14 protein-coding genes are annotated in these 18,918 nt (G+C 31.4%); 10 read left to right on the top strand and 4 right to left on the bottom strand.

Going from position 1 to position 18,918, the window contains the following annotated elements; translation table 11 throughout:
• A complete protein-coding gene (locus tag AAFU52_RS24600) occupies positions 1–3,516 on the top strand; it encodes a T9SS type A sorting domain-containing protein (RefSeq protein WP_438424106.1) in 3,516 nt (1,171 codons plus the stop codon).
• Between the two features lie 159 nt (positions 3,517–3,675).
• Here AAFU52_RS24600 and AAFU52_RS24595 read toward each other — a convergent pair whose 3' ends face one another.
• Positions 3,676–4,275, bottom strand: a complete 600-nt coding sequence (locus AAFU52_RS24595; protein ID WP_024772844.1) for a TetR/AcrR family transcriptional regulator — start codon at positions 4,273–4,275, stop codon at positions 3,676–3,678.
• Between the two features lie 469 nt (positions 4,276–4,744).
• On the opposite strand from AAFU52_RS24595, the gene AAFU52_RS24590 reads away from it, so the two are divergent.
• The 8 genes from AAFU52_RS24590 to AAFU52_RS24555 all read left to right on the top strand — a co-directional run bounded on the left by AAFU52_RS24590 (position 4,745) and on the right by AAFU52_RS24555 (position 14,350).
• Positions 4,745–5,341 (top strand): porin family protein, encoded by a 597-nt coding sequence (locus AAFU52_RS24590; RefSeq protein WP_438424104.1) that lies wholly within the window; start codon positions 4,745–4,747, stop codon positions 5,339–5,341.
• Positions 5,342–5,538: 197 nt separating this feature from the next.
• The gene (locus AAFU52_RS24585) at positions 5,539–6,099 is read left to right on the top strand and encodes an RNA polymerase sigma-70 factor (RefSeq protein ID WP_024772842.1); all 561 of its coding nucleotides are present in this window, start codon (positions 5,539–5,541) and stop codon (positions 6,097–6,099) included.
• A 139-nt stretch (positions 6,100–6,238) separates the two neighbouring features.
• Positions 6,239–6,409: a hypothetical protein gene (locus AAFU52_RS24580; protein ID WP_161635342.1), complete on the top strand. Its 171-nt coding sequence runs from the start codon at positions 6,239–6,241 to the stop codon at positions 6,407–6,409.
• A 78-nt stretch (positions 6,410–6,487) separates the two neighbouring features.
• Positions 6,488–8,821, top strand: coding sequence for a TonB-dependent receptor (locus tag AAFU52_RS24575; protein ID WP_438424102.1), 2,334 nt, complete (start codon positions 6,488–6,490; stop codon positions 8,819–8,821).
• A 51-nt stretch (positions 8,822–8,872) separates the two neighbouring features.
• On the top strand, positions 8,873–9,733 hold the full coding sequence (locus AAFU52_RS24570) for a DUF4249 family protein (protein ID WP_438424100.1): 861 nt from the start codon (positions 8,873–8,875) through the stop codon (positions 9,731–9,733).
• Between the two features lie 110 nt (positions 9,734–9,843).
• Positions 9,844–10,827 carry a FecR family protein gene (locus tag AAFU52_RS24565; RefSeq protein ID WP_438424098.1) on the top strand — a complete coding sequence of 328 codons (984 nt, stop codon included), beginning with the start codon at positions 9,844–9,846 and terminating at the stop codon, positions 10,825–10,827.
• Positions 10,828–10,888: 61 nt separating this feature from the next.
• A complete protein-coding gene (locus tag AAFU52_RS24560; RefSeq protein WP_438424096.1) occupies positions 10,889–13,477 on the top strand; it encodes a TonB-dependent receptor in 2,589 nt (862 codons plus the stop codon).
• 3 nt (positions 13,478–13,480) lie between these two features.
• The gene (locus AAFU52_RS24555) at positions 13,481–14,350 is read left to right on the top strand and encodes a DUF4249 family protein (protein ID WP_438424094.1); all 870 of its coding nucleotides are present in this window, start codon (positions 13,481–13,483) and stop codon (positions 14,348–14,350) included.
• Here AAFU52_RS24555 and AAFU52_RS24550 read toward each other — a convergent pair.
• Together AAFU52_RS24550 and AAFU52_RS24545 are read right to left on the bottom strand one after the other, a co-directional pair.
• Positions 14,340–14,540, bottom strand: coding sequence for a hypothetical protein (locus tag AAFU52_RS24550; RefSeq protein ID WP_438424092.1), 201 nt, complete (start codon positions 14,538–14,540; stop codon positions 14,340–14,342). The two genes, AAFU52_RS24555 and AAFU52_RS24550, sit on opposite strands and share 11 nt — an antisense overlap.
• Before the next feature lie 100 nt (positions 14,541–14,640).
• The gene (locus AAFU52_RS24545; protein ID WP_438424090.1) at positions 14,641–15,063 is read right to left on the bottom strand and encodes a hypothetical protein; all 423 of its coding nucleotides are present in this window, start codon (positions 15,061–15,063) and stop codon (positions 14,641–14,643) included.
• Between the two features lie 387 nt (positions 15,064–15,450).
• On the opposite strand from AAFU52_RS24545, the gene AAFU52_RS24540 reads away from it, so the two are divergent.
• Entirely contained in the window at positions 15,451–16,947 is a 1,497-nt protein-coding gene (locus tag AAFU52_RS24540) for a serine hydrolase (protein ID WP_024772833.1), read from the top strand.
• A 318-nt stretch (positions 16,948–17,265) separates the two neighbouring features.
• Here the strand turns inward: AAFU52_RS24540 and AAFU52_RS24535 are convergent, their stop codons facing one another.
• Positions 17,266–18,912, bottom strand: a complete 1,647-nt coding sequence (locus tag AAFU52_RS24535; protein WP_024772832.1) for a serine hydrolase domain-containing protein — start codon at positions 18,910–18,912, stop codon at positions 17,266–17,268.
• Positions 18,913–18,918: the final 6 nt, after the last annotated feature.

Below are 18,918 nucleotides of genomic sequence, written 5' to 3'. Positions count from 1 at the left end.
ATGACACACAAATTTTATTTTCGAAAATTGGCTGTTCTTATCTTTCTACTAATCGTTTATTCTTCGTGCGATAAAAACCAAGAACAAAAACGCACAGAAATAAGCACTGTAGAAACTTCTAAAAAACTCAAAAAAAAGAAAGATTATAACAAGAAGAAAGGAATTGAAATCATAGCAGAGTATAAGGCAAACCTTTTAAAACCTATAGGAGCCGAAGAATCTACATATAAAGATGGTTTCTTGATGACAGAGCATCAAAAAGCGATGAAAAATAGATCTACTGCTAAGAATTCTAGTATTATTAAATGGACAGAAAGAGGACCTGTGAATGTACCAGGCAGGATACGTGGTATTGTAGTGGCTCCTGATAATGATGATAAGTGGTATGCAGGTACTGTTGGTGGCGGACTTTGGGTAACCGAAGATGCTGGAACTACCTGGGAAAATCTTACAGATTATAAAATACCTAACCTGTCTACATCTACAGTTGCAGTGGGAACAAGTGATCCCGAAACATTGTACCTGGGAACAGGAGAACCTTTTAACAACCTAGATGCAGTTGGAGGAGTTGGAGTTTTAAAAAGCGTAAACGGAGGCCGTAGTTGGGAATATCTTAATAACACCAAAAATTTTGGAGGAATTGGCCGATTAGCCTTAAATCCTGAAGATGAAAATAATCTTGTTGTTGCAAGTAGAAATGGTATATATGTAACCACAGATGGAGGAGTAACATGGCAGAATACGTATAACACAGGAAATGTTCAGGATCTTAACTATGACCCTACAAATTTTAATACGCTTTATGGCGGTGTAAATAGTGTTGGAGTTATAAAAAGTACGGACGGTGGACTAACATGGGATTTAGTGTTGAATAGAGATGATTACAACTCAAACCATTCACGTTTTGAACTTGATGTTTCTCCAGCTAATCCAAATAGAGTTTTTATTTCGGTGTACACAGGTAGTGGTGGAGCAACTACTGCAGTGAATACTGATTTTTACCTTACCAGTGATGCAGGGGAAACGTTTAGATTAATTGGTTATGAAGGAACTCCCGCAGCAGGAAATTTGATTACTGGACAAGGATGGTATGACAATATAATAAGAGCACATCCTTTTAATGAAAATGTTTTTTATGCAGGAGGAGTAGTGATGCATAGAGTACAAATAGTTAAAGCAGGAACTGGAACTAAAACTAAAAGTAAAGATGGGCCAGTGAGTTATACTTTTCAGCCTATCGCAGCAGGTTATAATGGCGAATTAAATAATTATGTTCACGTAGACCAACATGGTTTAACATGGATAAAGAAAAGAAAAGAAAAGAAGTTTAAATTAATCCTTGCTAATGATGGAGGGATATATCATACAGATTATTTATATGAACCGGGAACAACGCTTAATGACTGGTCTACTTCTGCCGTAGGGCTTAACTGTACACAATTTTATGGAGCCGATAAACGTAATGGAACAGAAGATTATATGGCTGGAGCGCAGGATAATGGAACCTGGATATCATTAACGGAAAATGGAGCAAACGATGAAACCGCATACCAGTTTGTCATTGGGGGAGATGGGTTTGAAGTATTATGGAATTATGACAATCCTGATGAGTTTATAGGTGGTTCCCAATTTAATGGTTTTGTACGTTACGAAAATGGTGAAGGATTTAATGCCAGACATGGAGAATCGGGAGCAGGAACATCACCTTTTTATTCAAAAATCACAAATTCAAATAATAACCCTAATGCGCTTTTCAGTCCTTCTATTAGTGGAGTATGGAGATCTCTTGATTTTGCAAAATCATGGGAATTAACTTCTATCCCAAACAATTTTTCAGTAGGAGCTTCAAGTTCATTAGATGTTTCTGTGTCTACAGCTAATCCAGATGTTGTATGGGCTGGTAATGCAATGACAGAATCAGGAAGTTATGTGATTCATGTCTCTAAGAATAATGGAGTGTCTTATGAACCTACGGCGTTATTCTCTGATCCAAGAGATGGTATTAATCATAATTATTTTATTTCCGGAGTAGAAACTTCTTCTACAAATGAGGATAGAGCGTATGTATTATTTTCTGGACAAGGAGCAGCTAAAATATTGAAAACAGAAGATTTGGGACAAACCTGGGTAGATATTTCAGGGTTTTCTACAGGAGAAGATAGAGGATTTCCAGATGTCGCAATTCATAGTTTGGTAGAAATGCCATTTGATGAAGATAGAATTTGGGTAGGAACAGATATTGGAGTATTTCAAACATTAGATGGAGGAGAACATTGGTCGCTACTGGCTGGATTGCCAGCTTTTTCTGTATGGCAAATGAAAATCGTAAATGATGAAGTAGTTATGGCAACTCATGGTAGAGGAGTCTGGACCGCTACTCTTGAAGAACTTGAAGGATATGAGCCACCTAAGTACTATGCACCTCCAACAATTATTGCTGCAGCACAAGAATCTGTAGAAAATCAAAATGCAGAGATTACTTATGTACAGGAAAATGAGGATATTGAGAAAATAGTAGTGTATTTGGGAGGAGAAGAAATAGCTCAAATTACGGATAATATCGAACAAGGTACTGAGTTTTCTTATGTGATAGAGAATTTAGAAGAAGGAAACTATATTGTTGGAATGCAGGCTATTGATAGCGCAGGGGATACTTCTGTTATTTCTTCAGATTCATTTGATATTATTGATTATACTGTTCCAAAAAACCTTGTCTCTATTGAAACTTTTGAGCTATCTGATGTATATACTTTTGGAGGAGAATTTGTGATCAATACAATTAATGAAACGGTAAGTCAGGCAGTTCTCAATAATTCTGCACATCCATATTTAAACGATTCAGAATATCGCACTGTTTTAAGGCATCCTATTATTGTTAATACAGAGAATGGAAGTTTTACCTATGAAGATGTTGCAATTACAGAATTTGATCCTGCACCGGGTCAATTTTATGATTATGTAACGATAGAAGCTTCTAGCGATTTAAAAGATTGGATACGATTAGATACCTATGATGCACAAAGATTTCCAGAGTGGACAGATGCTTTTAACTCTGGGCCCTCTCCATCAATAAGTGATGAATTGTTTAAAGAACAATCTATCAATTTATTAGACTTCTTTCAGGAAGGAGATATTATTGCAGTACGTTTTCGGTTAGTTTCCGATCCTTTATTTACTTCTTTTGGTTGGGCTATTCGCTCTATAAATGCTCCAGAAAAACAATTGGTAGCAGAAGAAGTGGAAGAAGTAGAAAAACCTCTTCGAAGTTCGGAAGGAGCTCTTTTATATCCAACGATTTCTAATGGAGAAGTGCAAATTTCATCCGGAACTGTAATTAACAATAGCGTGGTCGAAATATATGGCATAAGTGGTAGACTTGTATACTCAAAAAATATAGGAACACTCAATGATTCCCAACAAACTTTGTCTTTAGAAAATCTTAAATCTGGAATGTATCTAGTTAAGGTTTTTGGAGATGGAGGAATAACAAATACAACCAGAATTGTGATCAGGTAATCTTATTATGTTAAAACGCTAAAGTAATGGTATACCTATAAGTCTCTACTTATAGGTATACTTATTATAAAAGACAATCTTATACCATTTACACTTTAAATCTACTGAAACAAAAAAATCTTAATTTTCTTTACCAGTAAATTCAAAATACAAATGGTATTATTTTTTTAATCCTTCAAATTTTAAATACATATAGTCTCTCATTGTAGATTCTAATGTTTCTTCGGTCTGGTCAAAGAAATTATCGTCAGTAATTAATTGCCTGATAAAGTATTCATCTAGTTTGATAAGAAGCTCAGATGATATAGGTTTGAAGATATTGTTTTCTATTCCTAAGATGTAAAATTGTTTTAAATCTTCAAGTAATGCGCACAAAAATTCTTCAATAATTTTCCATGCTGTGGGATAATGTTCTTGCAATTGTCTTAAAAAAAATGAAGAAACATCCTTAGCTCCCTCCATAAGAATACGCCCTAGAGTTTCACATCTGTAATCTAATTTCAAAATTTCTTCTGTAATCTGATTTTTATAGGTGTACAAATAATCTATTCTTACTTGTGTGATATATTCAAAAATCTCTTCTTTTGTAGTAAAGTATTGATAGATAGTAGATTTGCTTTTCTTCATTAGCAAAGCCAGATCATCCATGGTTAACTCACCTAAATCAGTAGTCTTTAATTTTGGGAGTATAGCCAGAGTCCATTGCTCTACTTTTTTGTTCTTTTCTTTTCTGTTTTTGAGTACCGACTTTCTTCCCACGTTTGATAAGTTTATCAAAATCAAACTACTTTGTGAAAAGTAGTTCTAATTTTTGTTTTCCATTCCTCAAACTTAATTGTTTAGAACATAAATAACCAAAAAGTTAAGTGAAAATATGTATGGATAATGGCTAATCCTTGTATTGTTTTTGATGTAAACTATATGAAGAATCACAGGATTTACAACAACATAGGATATTATTCATGAGAGAAAATCCAATTCTCATAGTACTTGATGAGTTCAATACTTGTAACAGAACAATATAATTTTAATGATCAATGCCGTAGAAATAAAACTATTTATTTTGACTATTTTATAAGGTTGATTTTTAATTGTTTATGTTTTTTTTGAAATTTTATCATTCTTTAGTTACGTGTCACTTCTTTTCTATACGTCATAGTAATGATTGAACAAAGATGAAGCATAATGCTTTATTCTCTAAAAAGTATAACATATAATTTTTATTAAAATGAAGAAACTTTTATTGGTATTTACATTAATTGGCGTTTTCGGTGTTACTTCAGCACAAAAAAAGACATCTTTTGGATTAAGAGGTGGGGTTAATATTTCTAATCTTTCTGATTCAAATTTAGAAACTAAACCAGGGGTTTATTTAGGAGCACTATTAAATATTAGATTTTCAAAACTTTATGCTCTTCAACCCGAAATAGGATATTCAAATCAAGGAGGTAATACTAAGTTTTCAACAGGGAGTGATGTCGAAATTCATTATCTCTCAATATCAGCAACAAACAAATTTTATGTTAGAAATACAGGTTTACATTTTATAATTGCGCCAAGTATAGATTTTGATGTAGACGATACTCCAGTAGGTATTATAAATAGGGATGAAGGCAATGATATTACTTTTGTAGATGTTTCGATTGCGGTTGGTTTAGGTTATGAATTTAAAAACGGAATAGGAGTAGAGGCCAGATATAAACGAGGAACAGTGGATGTTTTTGATGGTGATTTCCACAACTTTTCACAACAATCCATTTATAAAGAAAAACAACAATTTAATGAAGTTTTGCAAGTAGGTATATCGTATAGATTTAATTTCTAATTGTTTAGTATTAGAGGGGTGTTAGAAGAGGTAAATTTCAATAACCCCTTTATGCTTTGTATAGATTATGAAATAATAAAAGAAGAGGTTGTTTCTTTAATTTTTGTAACATATGGTTGAGTTTTTCGTTCTTTGAGAATAGCAATGTAATTTTATCTTTGTAAGATATTTGATAGCATAATTTTCAAAACTAACGTTTGGGTGATCAACTTATCATAGAACAAATCAAAAACAAAAATGTCAAAGTTTTTGAGTCTGTATTTAGGGAATATTTTAAAGTACTTACGATATATGCAAAAAAATATGTTCAGGATCTTGATACAGCACAAGATATTACGCAAGAAGTGTTTATAAAGTTGTACGAAAGAAAAGATGAGCTTATTATCCATACCTCTTTAAAATCGTTTCTATATACCTCTGTAAAAAACCGATGCCTTGATCATATCAAAATTCATAATATTCGTCAACAACATAAAGATATCATTCAAAAAGAATCTTCTATTCTTGTAGAAGAAGATGATGAAGAGATAGGGAAAACAGAATTACAAGAAAAAATTTACAAAGCCATCAGGGCTCTTCCTGATCAGAATCAAAAAATATTTATTCTAAGTCGGTTCGAAGGAAAAACCAATCAAGAGATTGCCGATGAACTTAATATAAGCAAGAGAACTGTCGAAACTCATATCAGTAATGCCCTTAAAAAAATAAAATCATTAGTTTTGTTTGTTTTTATAATTCTGATTATCAGTTATTTATAATTTATTTTCATTTTTTTTACTTTCCGGTTACGTGTAACTTCTTTTCTATTCGTCATATACATAACTATACAGAGATGATTCAAAACGCTTTGTTATAGTAGAGGAATAACATATAATTTTTATTAAAATGAAATCTGTTATGAATATGCACAACCAAATTAACTTAGAATATGCTTTGATTAAATATTTTTCGGATAAAGCAACTCCAGAAGAAGAAACGTTTGTACAGCAATGGGTTTCTCAGAGTTCTGACAATACTTCATATTATCATAAGATTCAACGATTATGGATTCAAAGAATAGTATTGTGATATAGTTTATAAAATAAAAATTCATGACTTGGTCATAATCGGTATTTTGAATATATAATCATTAAACTTTTTAGAAAATTGAAAACAAGACAAGTAATTCTTGCCCTTTGGGTAGTAGTTATGGGCTTTAGTAAAATATTTAGCCAACAAAAAACATCAGAAAAATATACAATTAGTGGGTATGTAAAAGAATCAGGTAGTCAGGAATATTTACCGGCTGTTTCAATTTATATTCCAGGTAGAGGAGTGGGGACCACTACCAATGACTACGGATTCTTTTCACTTACTATTCCTGGGGGAACACATGAATTAATTGTGTCTTATATAGGATATGGTACCATTAAACAATCGATTGATCTTAACAATGATCTCGCACTTAATTTTGATATGGAGCTAGAAACCGAAAGCTTAGATGAAGTTATTATAGATGGAGACAGAAGAGTAAATGAAAGCCAGGTAACTCAAATGAGTGTCGTATCCATAAAACCTTCAGAAATAGAGGATATACCTGCTATTTTGGGGGAAAAGGATGTGATCAAAGCATTACAGTTATTACCTGGGATTCAGCGAGGTAATGAAGGAAGCGCAGGATTCTTTGTAAGAGGAGGGACTCCGGATCAGAACTTAATTATATTGGATGAAGCTCCGGTATATAATTCTAACCACTTATTTGGTATATTTTCGGTATTTAATGGAGATGCTATTAAATCTATAGAAACCTTTAAAGGAGGGTTTCCAGCAAGATTTGGTGGTAGATTATCTTCTGTACTCAAAATAGACACAAAAAATGGGAATAAAGAAAGGTTGAGTGGTAAAATAAATGTTGGATTAATATCTTCATCTCTATTGGTAGAAGGACCAATCAAAAAAGGAAAAACTTCCTTTATTTTTAGTGGCCGAAGAACATATGCAGATCTATTATCTAAGCCTTTTCAAAAATCAGATTTAAAAGCAGGATATTACTTTATGGATCTTAACTTCAAAATACACCATGTTTTTAATGAAAAAAATAAATTATATTGGAGTAATTATTTTGGACAAGACAAATTTCATGCAGTTGAAAAGGAAGCAGGAGATGACTTGAAAACAAAATTGTTCTGGGGTAACATTACCTCTACGTTACGATGGAATCACCAATTTAGTGATAAGTTTTTTTCTAACACTTCTTTAATTTTTAGTAATTATAATTTCGGGATAAAGGTTGATGAAAAGTTTAATGATGAAATTTTTAAATTAAAAACAAACTCAGGAATCAATGACTATGGTGTTAAAGCAGATTTTGATTATTATCCAAACCCTAAGCATTCTATACGTTTTGGGCTGGCGTCTACGTATCATAATTTTGTGCCAAAACAGTCCAGGATAAGAGAAACAGGAGAAAGTAATTCTGATATTACACAAAGGATTGAATCTCTGGAGAGTGCTTTATATCTAGAGGACGACTGGAAAATCACCAATACATTAAGTTTCTCTCCCGGGTTAAGATTAACTCATTTTCAGTTTAAATCAACAGATTACCTTAATCTGGAACCAAGAGCAACCATTGCCTGGAATGTAAAACCTGATTTGGCATTAAAAGCTTCTTATTCCAAAATGAATCAATACATTCATTTACTTTCGAATTCGGGAATAGGATTACCAACAGATCTTTGGGTATCTTCTACTGATAAGTTGAAGCCTCAGGTTTCTGAACAATATGCATTAGGAGTTGCTAAAGATTTTATGGATGATGGATATTCTATTACTGTCGAGGGGTATTATAAAAAAATGGATGATGTGATAGCATATAAAGAAGGAGCCTCATTCTTGTTATTAGAAGACTTGGGAACAGGAAAAGAAATTGATTGGGAAGAAAATATTACCACAGGCCAAGGGTGGGCTTACGGTACAGAAATACTATTACGTAAAAAAACAGGAAAGCTTACCGGTTGGTTAGGGTATACATTATCTTGGTCAGAAAGACAATTTGATGAACTAAATCAAGGGCGCAAGTTTTTTTCAAAATATGACAGAAGACATGACCTTTCTTTGGTTGGTATATACAAACCTAGTGATCGTATTACACTATCGGGAACATGGTTGTTTTCTTCGGGGAATAACTTTAATCTTCCGGATACCGAGTCTTTATCAAATACAAGTACCTTTCCGATAACAATCCCAGACCTTTCTAATGGTGGAACACCTTTTAGCACAGAGCGAAATAATTTTAGAGGAGAGAACTATCATCGTTTGGATTTAGGAATTCAATTTCATAAAAGATTTTCAAAGAATAGAGAACGTACCTGGGGATTTTCAATATATAATATTTACGGAAGAAAGAATCCTTTCTATTATTATTTTGATGATGCTAAACTTAAAAAAGTATCAATCCTGCAATTTATTCCATCAATTAATTACACCTATAAATTCTAAAAAGTGAAATCAACAAGGTCAACATTATTAGAAAAATATAAAGATACACAGATGAAATATTTTCAAAATATAATATTAATAATTCTAAGCATTTGTTTAGTAAGTTGCGAGACAAGCGTAGATGCAAGTGATTTATTAGAAAAACAACAGCTTGTTGTTATTAATGGCTACTTATCACCACAAGATACAACACTAAAAGTACAAGTGTCAAGGTCTAAGTCAAGAGCATCTAGTACCAATGTTAAGGATATGGTCATTAAAGATGCTACTGTAGTGATAACAGACGAAGAAAAAAATGAGGTAGCACTTACATATATGGATGCATCTTTAAATTATGAAGCACCGGCAAGTGGTTTAACAATCACACCTGGTAAGAAATATTTTTTAAAGGTTACGGCTCTAGGTAAAGAATATAAAGCATCTTGCACAATACCAACAGAATCCGTACAAAGGATAGAGAAGAATATTAAGATAAAAGAAGACGAATTCTCTGGTAATCGCTTATTAAAAGTTACCATAGGAGATATTAAGGATCAAAATAATTTTTACATTATAGGTGCTGTAGTTACTCAGTCTTTTGATAATGGAGGAGGCACAATTAATGACGGAGTAGAAAATGTAAATTTCGAGTTTAGACAGTTTGCAACAGATGTAAGTAGAGAAAATTCTGTAATCACGGCAGAAGGTTTTTTTAACTTATCTGCAAATGCATTACCTAATCCAAAATTAAAAATTAAGGTGGCCAATGCAGAAAAAATATTATACGGAGCTCTAAGGGCAACATACTTAAACGATTTTAATGACGGAGACCCATTTGCAGAATCAGTTATTGCTCCTACTAATATAGAAGGAGAGAATGGATTTGGTGTTTTTGCAGGATATCAATTAGCAGAAGTAGAAGAAACTTTTTAGACAAAAAGATAAAATCGATTAAACTATTATTTAAAAAACGAACTTAAAGTTGTTTTGACAACATAATCTTAATAATTTATTACTTTTAGAGCCAGATTTTAATTTCAGAAATGAATATCGAACAAGAAGATCATATACTACAACTTTTAACACGTTATTTACAAAATAACGTACAAGATGATGAACGAAAGTTTGTAGAAAATTGGATTGCTGAGTCCGAATCGAATACAACCTATTTTGAAAATGTTAAACGCATATGGAATACTTCAGAAGATATAGGGGATTTTGATAAAATTAATGTAGATGAACAATGGGACAAATTTGAATCTGGCATAATTGCTTTAGAAAAGAAAAAACCAAAATTTAATAAGGTTTATCTTAGGATAGCGGCGTCTATTGTGTTATTAATAGGTTTAGGTTTTTATTTTAATTCATTTTTTAATACAGAAGTAACTTTAATAGCAAAGGCAGGAACCGAAAATAGATTTATATTACCTGATAACTCTACAGTATGGCTTAATGAAGGTAGCCAACTTACATATAAAAAAGGCTTTAAAGGAGATAGTAGACTGTTAAATCTAAAAGGAGAAGGTTTTTTTGAGGTTACAAAAAACCCTGATAAACCGTTTGTTGTTATTGCAAATACAACGCAAACTAGGGTTCTAGGGACATCATTTAACTTAAAAAATAACGTTAATACAAAAGAAGTCGAACTTGTATTAGTAACGGGTAGTGTTGAGTTTTTATCAAATAATCATAAAAAAATCTTAGTTCCGGGAGATAAGATAACGGCAATGGCAAGTGGTAAATTGGTAAAAGCTGCAAATGAAAATCTAAATTTTTCTTCCTGGAAATCGGGGATGCTTAGATTTGAAAAAACTTCTATCGAACAAGTAATTAAAGATATAGAACTGTATTACAATAAGAATCTAATCATCGAGAGTCAGGAGTTTGCTAATTGTACGTTAACGACTATCTTTGACAACGAATCGTTTGAAAATGTTCTGGAAACACTTAAAATATTATTTGACCTTACCTATGAAAAAGTAGATTCGAATACTATTACCATAAAAGGAGGGGAGTGTAACTCATAAAAAAACAACATTCTTTTTGCAAAAATCAAATTGCCGGTTCAGTCTAATTGTGAAAATAAAAATGATTTGGGTACTTTTTATAGTGCTCTTTATTGGATTGTTCGATAGTTTTGCCCAGGAAACTATTTTAGATCAAAAAATTAATTTAATTAAAGAAAATACATCTATTGCAAATGTGCTTTCTGAATTAGAAGCTAAATTAGATTTTACAATAGGATACTCAGATAGTGCAATTGATCTTACCAAAGTGATATCTATTAGTGTTAAAGAAAAAACTTTAACTCAGGTTTTAAAAACCCTTTTTCCTTCTAAATTATATCAATTTAAACTTTTAGGTAAAAAGTTACTGATTTATAAACGACCAAAAAAACATACAATTAGCGGTTATATTTCAGAAAAAGGAAGCCAGGAATATTTGAGTAGTGTGTCTATTTATATTCCCGAGCTTAATGCCGGTACAATAACCAATGATTATGGATTTTACTCTCTTTCTATTCCAGAAGGTAGTTATCAAGTATTAATCTCGTTTGTAGGATATAAAAATGTTAAGGAAAATATAGATCTTGTTTCTGATAGAGTGATAAATTTTGATTTAGAATTAGATACTCAATACCTGGATGAAGTTATTATAAGTTCTGATCAGGAAACAAATAAAAGCCAGGTTACACAGATGAGTTCTGAGAGATTAAATCCTTCAATTTTTGAAGATATCCCTACAATTCTTGGAGAAAAAGATGCTATTAAGACCTTGCAATTATTACCTGGGGTACAATCTGGTAGTGAAGGTTCTACCGGGTTTTATGTTCGTGGCGGAACACCTGATCAAAATTTGATCATACTAGATGAAGCCACAGTTTATAATTCAAATCATCTTTTTGGGATTTTTTCCATATTTAATGGAGACGCCATTAAATCGGTAGAAATATTTAAAGGAGGTTTTCCTGCACGGTATGGCGGAAGACTATCTTCTGTAGTAAAAATAGATACTAAAAATGGGAATAAGGAGAAATTTGCCGGCAAAGCAAATATTAGCTTGATTTCATCATCTTTATTGTTAGAGGGGCCTATAAAAAAAGGAAAAACATCCTTTGTAATAAGTGGTCGCAGAACATATGCAGATCTACTACTTTTACCATTTATGTCTAAGGAGTACAAACTTGTTTATTATTTCACCGATGTCAATGCTAAGCTTCATCATGTTATAAATGATAAGAATAAACTGTATTGGAGCACATACTATGGGCAAGATAAATATAGGTATAAAACTGCTGCCGAGAATGAGAAGTCTAAGCAGAAAATTCTTTGGGGTAATATAACCTCTACTTTACGTTGGAATCATGAATTTAATAATAAACTCTTCTCTAATACATCACTAATATTTAGTAATTATAAATTTACAGTTAGTAATAAAAATACAGGGGCAGCAAATCGTATTTCTACTTTTAAGACTAGCTCTGGGATCAACGATTATGGAGTTAAGTTCGATTTTAATTACTACCCTAATCCCAATCATACATTTAGGTTTGGTCTGGGATCAACTTATCATGATTTTACGCCAAAAGAAATTGATATTAGAAATATTAGTGATGATGAAATTGTAAATACACAAAAAATTAAAACCTTAGAGAGTGCTGTATATATTGAAGATGATTGGAGGATTAATGATAAAATTAGCATATACCCGGGTTTGAGATTTAGTCATTTTCAGCATAAATCTAAAGGTTATTTTAAACCAGAGATGAGACTTTCTGTAGCTTACAAGTTATTTCCTTTGTTTACATTAAAGGGATCGTATGCAAAAATGAATCAGTATATACATAGACTATCTAATAGTGGTCTGGGTTTGCCAACAGATCTTTGGGTGTCTTCGACAGAACGGTTAAAACCCCAGCTTTCTGAGCAAATTGCTTTGGGATTGGCCAAAGATTTTGGCAATAATAGTTATGAATTAACGATTGAAGGCTATTATAAAAAAATGAATGATATCATAGCGTTTAAAGAAGGAGTTTCTTTTGCAGGTCTCGGAAGCGAAAAAGAAATCACAGGATCAATCCGAACCGTAGATTTTGTAAATGGTATTACTACTGGGAAAGGTTGGGCATATGGAACAGAATTTTTGTTTAGAAAGAAGAAAGGGAAATTAACAGGTTGGTTGGGGTATACGTTATCATGGTCGCAAAGACAATTTGAAGACTTAAATGGAGGAAAGATATTTAATGAGCGCTATGATAGAAGACACGATTTTTCATTAGTTGGTATATATAAGCCCAGTAAAAAGATAACGATTTCTGGTAATTGGCTATTTTCATCAGGAATTAATTATAACCTTCCAAATACATTGGGAGTTGCTGCTGGGGATAATTTTCCGATAGAAGATGTAAATAATAATGATAATATATTACTGTTTAATACAGAAAAAAATAATTTTAAAGGAGAAAACTTTCATCGTTTAGATTTGGGAATTCAATTTCATAAAATCACAAAGCGTAAGAGAGAAAGAACATGGGGTTTTTCGTTTTATAATGTATATGCCAGAAAAAACCCTTTTTATTATGAAGTTTCAAAGAATGAAGAAAATTCTCGGAATGTTTTATACAGAAGGTATTTATTTCAATTCCTTCCATCATTTAATTACAGTTTAAAATTTTAGCTTATGAGATCTTACATTTTATTTATAATTGGTGGTTTTATCATTTTAGGTTGCGATGATCTAAAAGAAGAAATAAAAAACAAACCAGAAGGAGAGAAGTTAGTTTTGATTAACGGGTTTTTATCTCCTGAAGAAAAAGTGATTAAAGTAAAAGTCTCTAAAACGATATCTGTATTTGATGAACCATTACAAATTGAGCAAGCAGATTTTGAAAACACTCTGCTTATTAAAGATGCTGTTGTAACTATTAGAAATGAAAATCAAGAAGAGATTGAATTGATCTATTCTAATGATAATAAATTATACGAGATTTCATTTGATAATTTTTTGATAGCACCGGGAAAAAGTTATACATTAAACGTTATAGCCGAAGGAAAAGAATTTAAAGCCACTTGTACTATTCCTACTGCCAGAGTAGAAAATGCAATTGTTACAAAGGGGTTAAAAATTTATGAAGGTAACGTTCGGGAAAACCTTATCGTAAGTTTTGATGACCTTAAAGGAGAAAATAATTTTTATATTATTGGTGCTTTGTTTAATACAGTGAACAATACTGGAGAAGACCCCACTATATCAGATTTTGATATTGAAAGATTTGCAACAGATGTAAATGGAGATGGACTTGGTGTATCTGCAAACGGAACGATTTTTAATATAAATACAACTCAGGAAATAACTGTAAAAGTTGCAAACGTAGATGAGATTATTTACACTACTTTAAAAGCATCGTTTCTAAATAAAGATCAAACATCAAACCCTTTCTTTCAGCCTATTATACCTCCTAATAATATACAAGGAGAAGGTGGTTATGGTGTTTTTGCTGGTTTTAGATTATTAGAAACAAAACTAACTCTCGATCCGGTTAACCCTTAGATGAGTTTTGAAAATGTCTATAGATCAGATATCCACCATATCCAATAAACAATATAGTAATAATAGATCTAAAATCCCATTCTGTTTGAGCCTGTAATCTGTTGTATAATCGCAAACTTCCAAATAAGACAAGAGCAATCCCGATCATCAGATCCCAAGTTCTACGAGGTGATTTATTTTCGTTTTCCATAATTTTAAGACAAATTATTGTTGATAATTGTAAAGGTATTTTCTTTATCAATAGAGAAAACCCGAAGTAATGAATTGTACATTTTGTTGGTAATTGGCTTTTATTGATTTGAACTCTCTTCAACTATTTTCCATGTTTCCAAAATTTGATTCAATCTTGATTTAAATTCTGTAGAATCTTTGCTTTTTTCTATGACAGCAAAAACATCATGTAATTCTCCACGAAGTAACGGATATTTATCCGATATTTTTCTAAAATCCAGCCACGCATCAATATGTTTAGAAAATGCTGATTCAAATCCTTCCGGGCAATTAGAATAATCTAATGATTTTGAATTCTTTGAGTAATTATTAATAGCTTCAGTTAATGAAACTTTTTCGGAAGCGTGATTTCTGATGTTGCCAAAAATGCTGTCTTTTTCAAAAATCTGTTTTACACAATTTATACTTTTTCTTTCGATATCTGAAAAGGAACGATTTTCTTTTTTATTAGGACCATTACATCCTAAAAATAAGAGAGACAAAAAAAGATTATAGGTTTTATCATGATCTTATTCAATTTATATTCTAATTGCAGTTAAGGTCTCGTGTATGGTAAGTTGTGTGTTAAATTTACTAAATCTTGGAGAATCACTAACCTTTATAACTCAATTATTAACTTTGATTTACAAGGAAATAGTAATTAGTTACGCATTTTGTAGCCGTTTTACTGTTTTTCAGAGTTAGTTTTATTCGATTAAATTCTGTTTTCCATTTTTCAGTGTTAAAGCAAATTCAGTTTTATTATTTAAAATAGCCCAAAGAGCAGTAGTAATAAAGCAATTGTTGTTAATGCCAAGTATAGTAATACGTTGCCAAATAATTAAGGATTTAATTGTAATTTTAGTGTGTTCAATTAATCAATTAAGAAAATGAAATCAATAAAAAAAATAGCCTTTATATGTTTTCTTACAGTTTGCCTTTTTTCCTGTAAAACAGAAAAGAAACCAGCAACCGAAACTAATACTTATAAAGAGTTTTTGAATGAGCTTCACAAAAAAGGCATAACAACAGGAAACATCTTAGTATACAAAAACGGAGAAGTTGTTTTTAAAAATACTTCGGGATTAAGAAGCATCAATCCTAAAGATTCCTTAACCTTAGATTCACAATTTCGTTTAGCATCAGTTAGTAAGCAGTTTACTGGTATGGCTATCATGAAATTAAAAGAAGCGGGAAAGTTAGATTACGATCAAAAAGTAAATACTATTCTTCCCAATTTTCCATATAAAAATATAACTGTCAAGCATTTATTACACCATACCTCGGGGTTAACCGATTATGAAAGGCTAATTGATTACAATTGGAAACCTGCAGATTCTACTAAAAAGTACATTTTAGGAAACGATGAAATCATTAAAGAAATATATAGAGTCAATCCGGGATTAGATTTTGAAACAGGAGAGAAGTGGGAGTATAGTAACACTGGTTATTTGTTTTTAGCTTCGATAGTAGAAAAAATATCAGGACAGCATTTTAGCACATTTTTAAAAGAGCAAATTTTAGAACCTCTAAAAATGAATAATACCGTTTTGTATAAATACCAAGAGGCAGCAGACCCAAACATGCCAAATCGTGTTTTTGGTTACCAAACTGCATTAAACCAAAAAGATTTAGAACTTAATGATTATAATATTGTTAATGATGTAAGAGGCGATGGTGGTATTTACTCAACATTAGAAGATTTAATGAAATGGAATATGGCACTTTCTAATCATACAATTATTTCAAAAGCATATCTGGATGAAGCATTTACACCAGGGAAATTAAATAGTGGAGAAGAAACTAACTATGGTTTTGGTTGGTTTATAGAATCTAAAACCGAACCAAGGATTGTTTTTCATTCTGGTGGTTGGGTAGGTTTTGGTACTTATTTGTATAATGAAGTCGATGCCAAAAGCGGTTTAATTTTACTAACTAATAATTCAAATAGTAATCTTCGAGATATAGTTGGTGGTTTTGTCAATATTAATAGAAATGAATCATATAAGGTTCCAAGATTAAAAGCCGAAACTGTTTTGGCTAAAAAAATATTGAATGAAGGCATCGATAAAGGTATTGCTCATTATTATGAGATAAAAAAGGATACAATGACTTATGAAGTTAAAGAAGGTAATATTAATCAATTAGGATATTTGTTATTGCAAAATGGTAATCTAGAAGAGTCGTTAAAAATATTTAAGTTAAACATAGACGAATATCCAAACTCTGCAAATGTATATGATAGTTATGGTGATGGATTATTAGAAAAAGGAGATTCTATACATGCTTTAAAGAATTTTAAAAAGTGTTATGAGATGGATAATACTCTAGAATATGCTAAAGATAAAGCTCAGAAATTAGAAATATGGCTTAATAAAAACAAGTAGTTTTTAAATTACAATTTTTCGACTCAGAGTTCGTTTTGCAATGAATGGTAACTTTTAATATGTGTGTCGCAGCAAGGCAAAATATTAACTTGTTTTTCTGTTTTTTTTGGACATTGTTTGCTGTATTTTATTTCCAGATAATTGAAACAACTTTAGAGTTATTGTTTTTAATGTCTTCTAATGAATATTCTTCTTTATCTGGGCCATTAAATTCTCTAATGACATTTGGTATACAATATTAGAGTCTTCTTTATATACATGCAATCTCGATTAAGTACAAAACGTCCTATGTTTTTTATACATTGTTGGCAACTGGCTTTATTCTTTCTCGATTATTGCTGGTAATATATATTCAATCATCATTTTGTCTGCATTAGAGTGGGCACTTGGATTGTTATATGCAGAAGAAGTAATAACGACAACAAAAGGAATGTCTTTGAAGATGAAGATTTTATTTCCACCTCTACCACTGCAAAAAGAAACTTGATGATTTTTACCATTGACGGTATATGTTTTATTCCAGAAAAGGTAGCCATAATACCCGCCTTCTATTCCAGCATAGGCTTGTGATACTTGTTTTGATAAACTTTTTTCTACCCACTTTTCAGTTATAATTTGTTTGCCATTCCATTTTCCTTTGTTTTTGTATAACTGTCCATACTTAGCAAAATCAATTGCTCTTAGCTGTATTCCGCCAGCAGTATTTCCTACTTTTTGTGGTGTATATTGCCATTTATAATTGGTAATATCAAGAGGTGCAAATAATTTTTTATCTGCATATGAAACTAACCCTTCAGGAACAGATTTGTGAATGACATCCCCTAGAATCACTACTCCAGCTGTAAAATATGTAAAGTCTTTTCCTATTGTTTTGTCTTTCTGCATAGGTAAATTAAGTGAAAATTTCACCCAATTATTTGTTGGGTACATGTTTTCTTCATTTCCAGGGCTACTGTAATCACTATCATCACCAAGAAATCCGGAACTCATCGTTAAAAGAGATTTTAATGTTATTGAATCTTTTTTCTTGCTATAATTATTAAAAGATTTTAATTCGTAAAAATCTTTTAATAATGTATTTTCACTTTTAATGTGATTTTCTTCAATAGCAATTCCGAGCATTGTAGAGGCAAGTGATTTCCCTACAGATCTTGAATCATGTAAACTATTTCTATTTTCACCATTAAAGTATTCTTCTATTAAAAGCTTATTTTCTTTTATAACTACAACGCCATTAATATTTTCAAATCTTTTTTCAGCTATTTTTCTATTTAGAGCTTCTATTTTGGGACTATTAAAATTATCTTTAGATAATTCCCAACCACTATTGGGTTGTATTTTTTGAACAGGTATTAGAGTTTCATCTACAAGGATTTTTGCCACCTCTACAGTAATATTTCCTTTGGCTAGAATGGTACCAACTTTTAATGTTTCTTCTTTTATATAAGGCCTTACTTCAATACTTAAAGAATGGTTCCCTTCAGCAAGAACATCTTGTCCCCCTCCTAATTTCATAAACTTTAACCACATAAACCAACCCCAAAAGTCAATTTGTTTGGGATAAACTAAAGGAATCATATGTTTAAGTTGAGTTGTTTTAGAATCAATTGTTCCTGCACCTTTGTTTAAATTTTCTACATAAATTATTTCTCCATCTACTAAAAACGAAAATTGAAAATTCCCTTTATTTAATAATTGGTCTTGTGTTAAGTTTGGAGCCAATAACTTAAGACTCTCGATAAGAGGTTTGTCTAATGTAAAGTGAATGTTTAGAAATTCATCTTTGTTTAGCGTAAAACTATTTGAGTAGTTATCTGATGTTGGTTTATTTTTTTTAAAGTCAATTTTTGAAAAATATAAATTTTCAATTTCTTTTGTTTGAGAATTTTTTTTGGGCGAACTATTGATGGTATTGCAAGATATTATTAAGCAAGCAATAAGTGCTAAGTAATAATTTGATTTCATATTTGA

Origin of the sequence: Aquimarina macrocephali, from assembly GCF_051627225.1 — a bacterium.
Classification (GTDB): Bacteria; Bacteroidota; Bacteroidia; order Flavobacteriales; family Flavobacteriaceae; genus Aquimarina; species Aquimarina macrocephali.
Note: the sequence above shows the minus strand (reverse complement) of the source record. Positions and strands in the feature narration are given on the sequence as shown.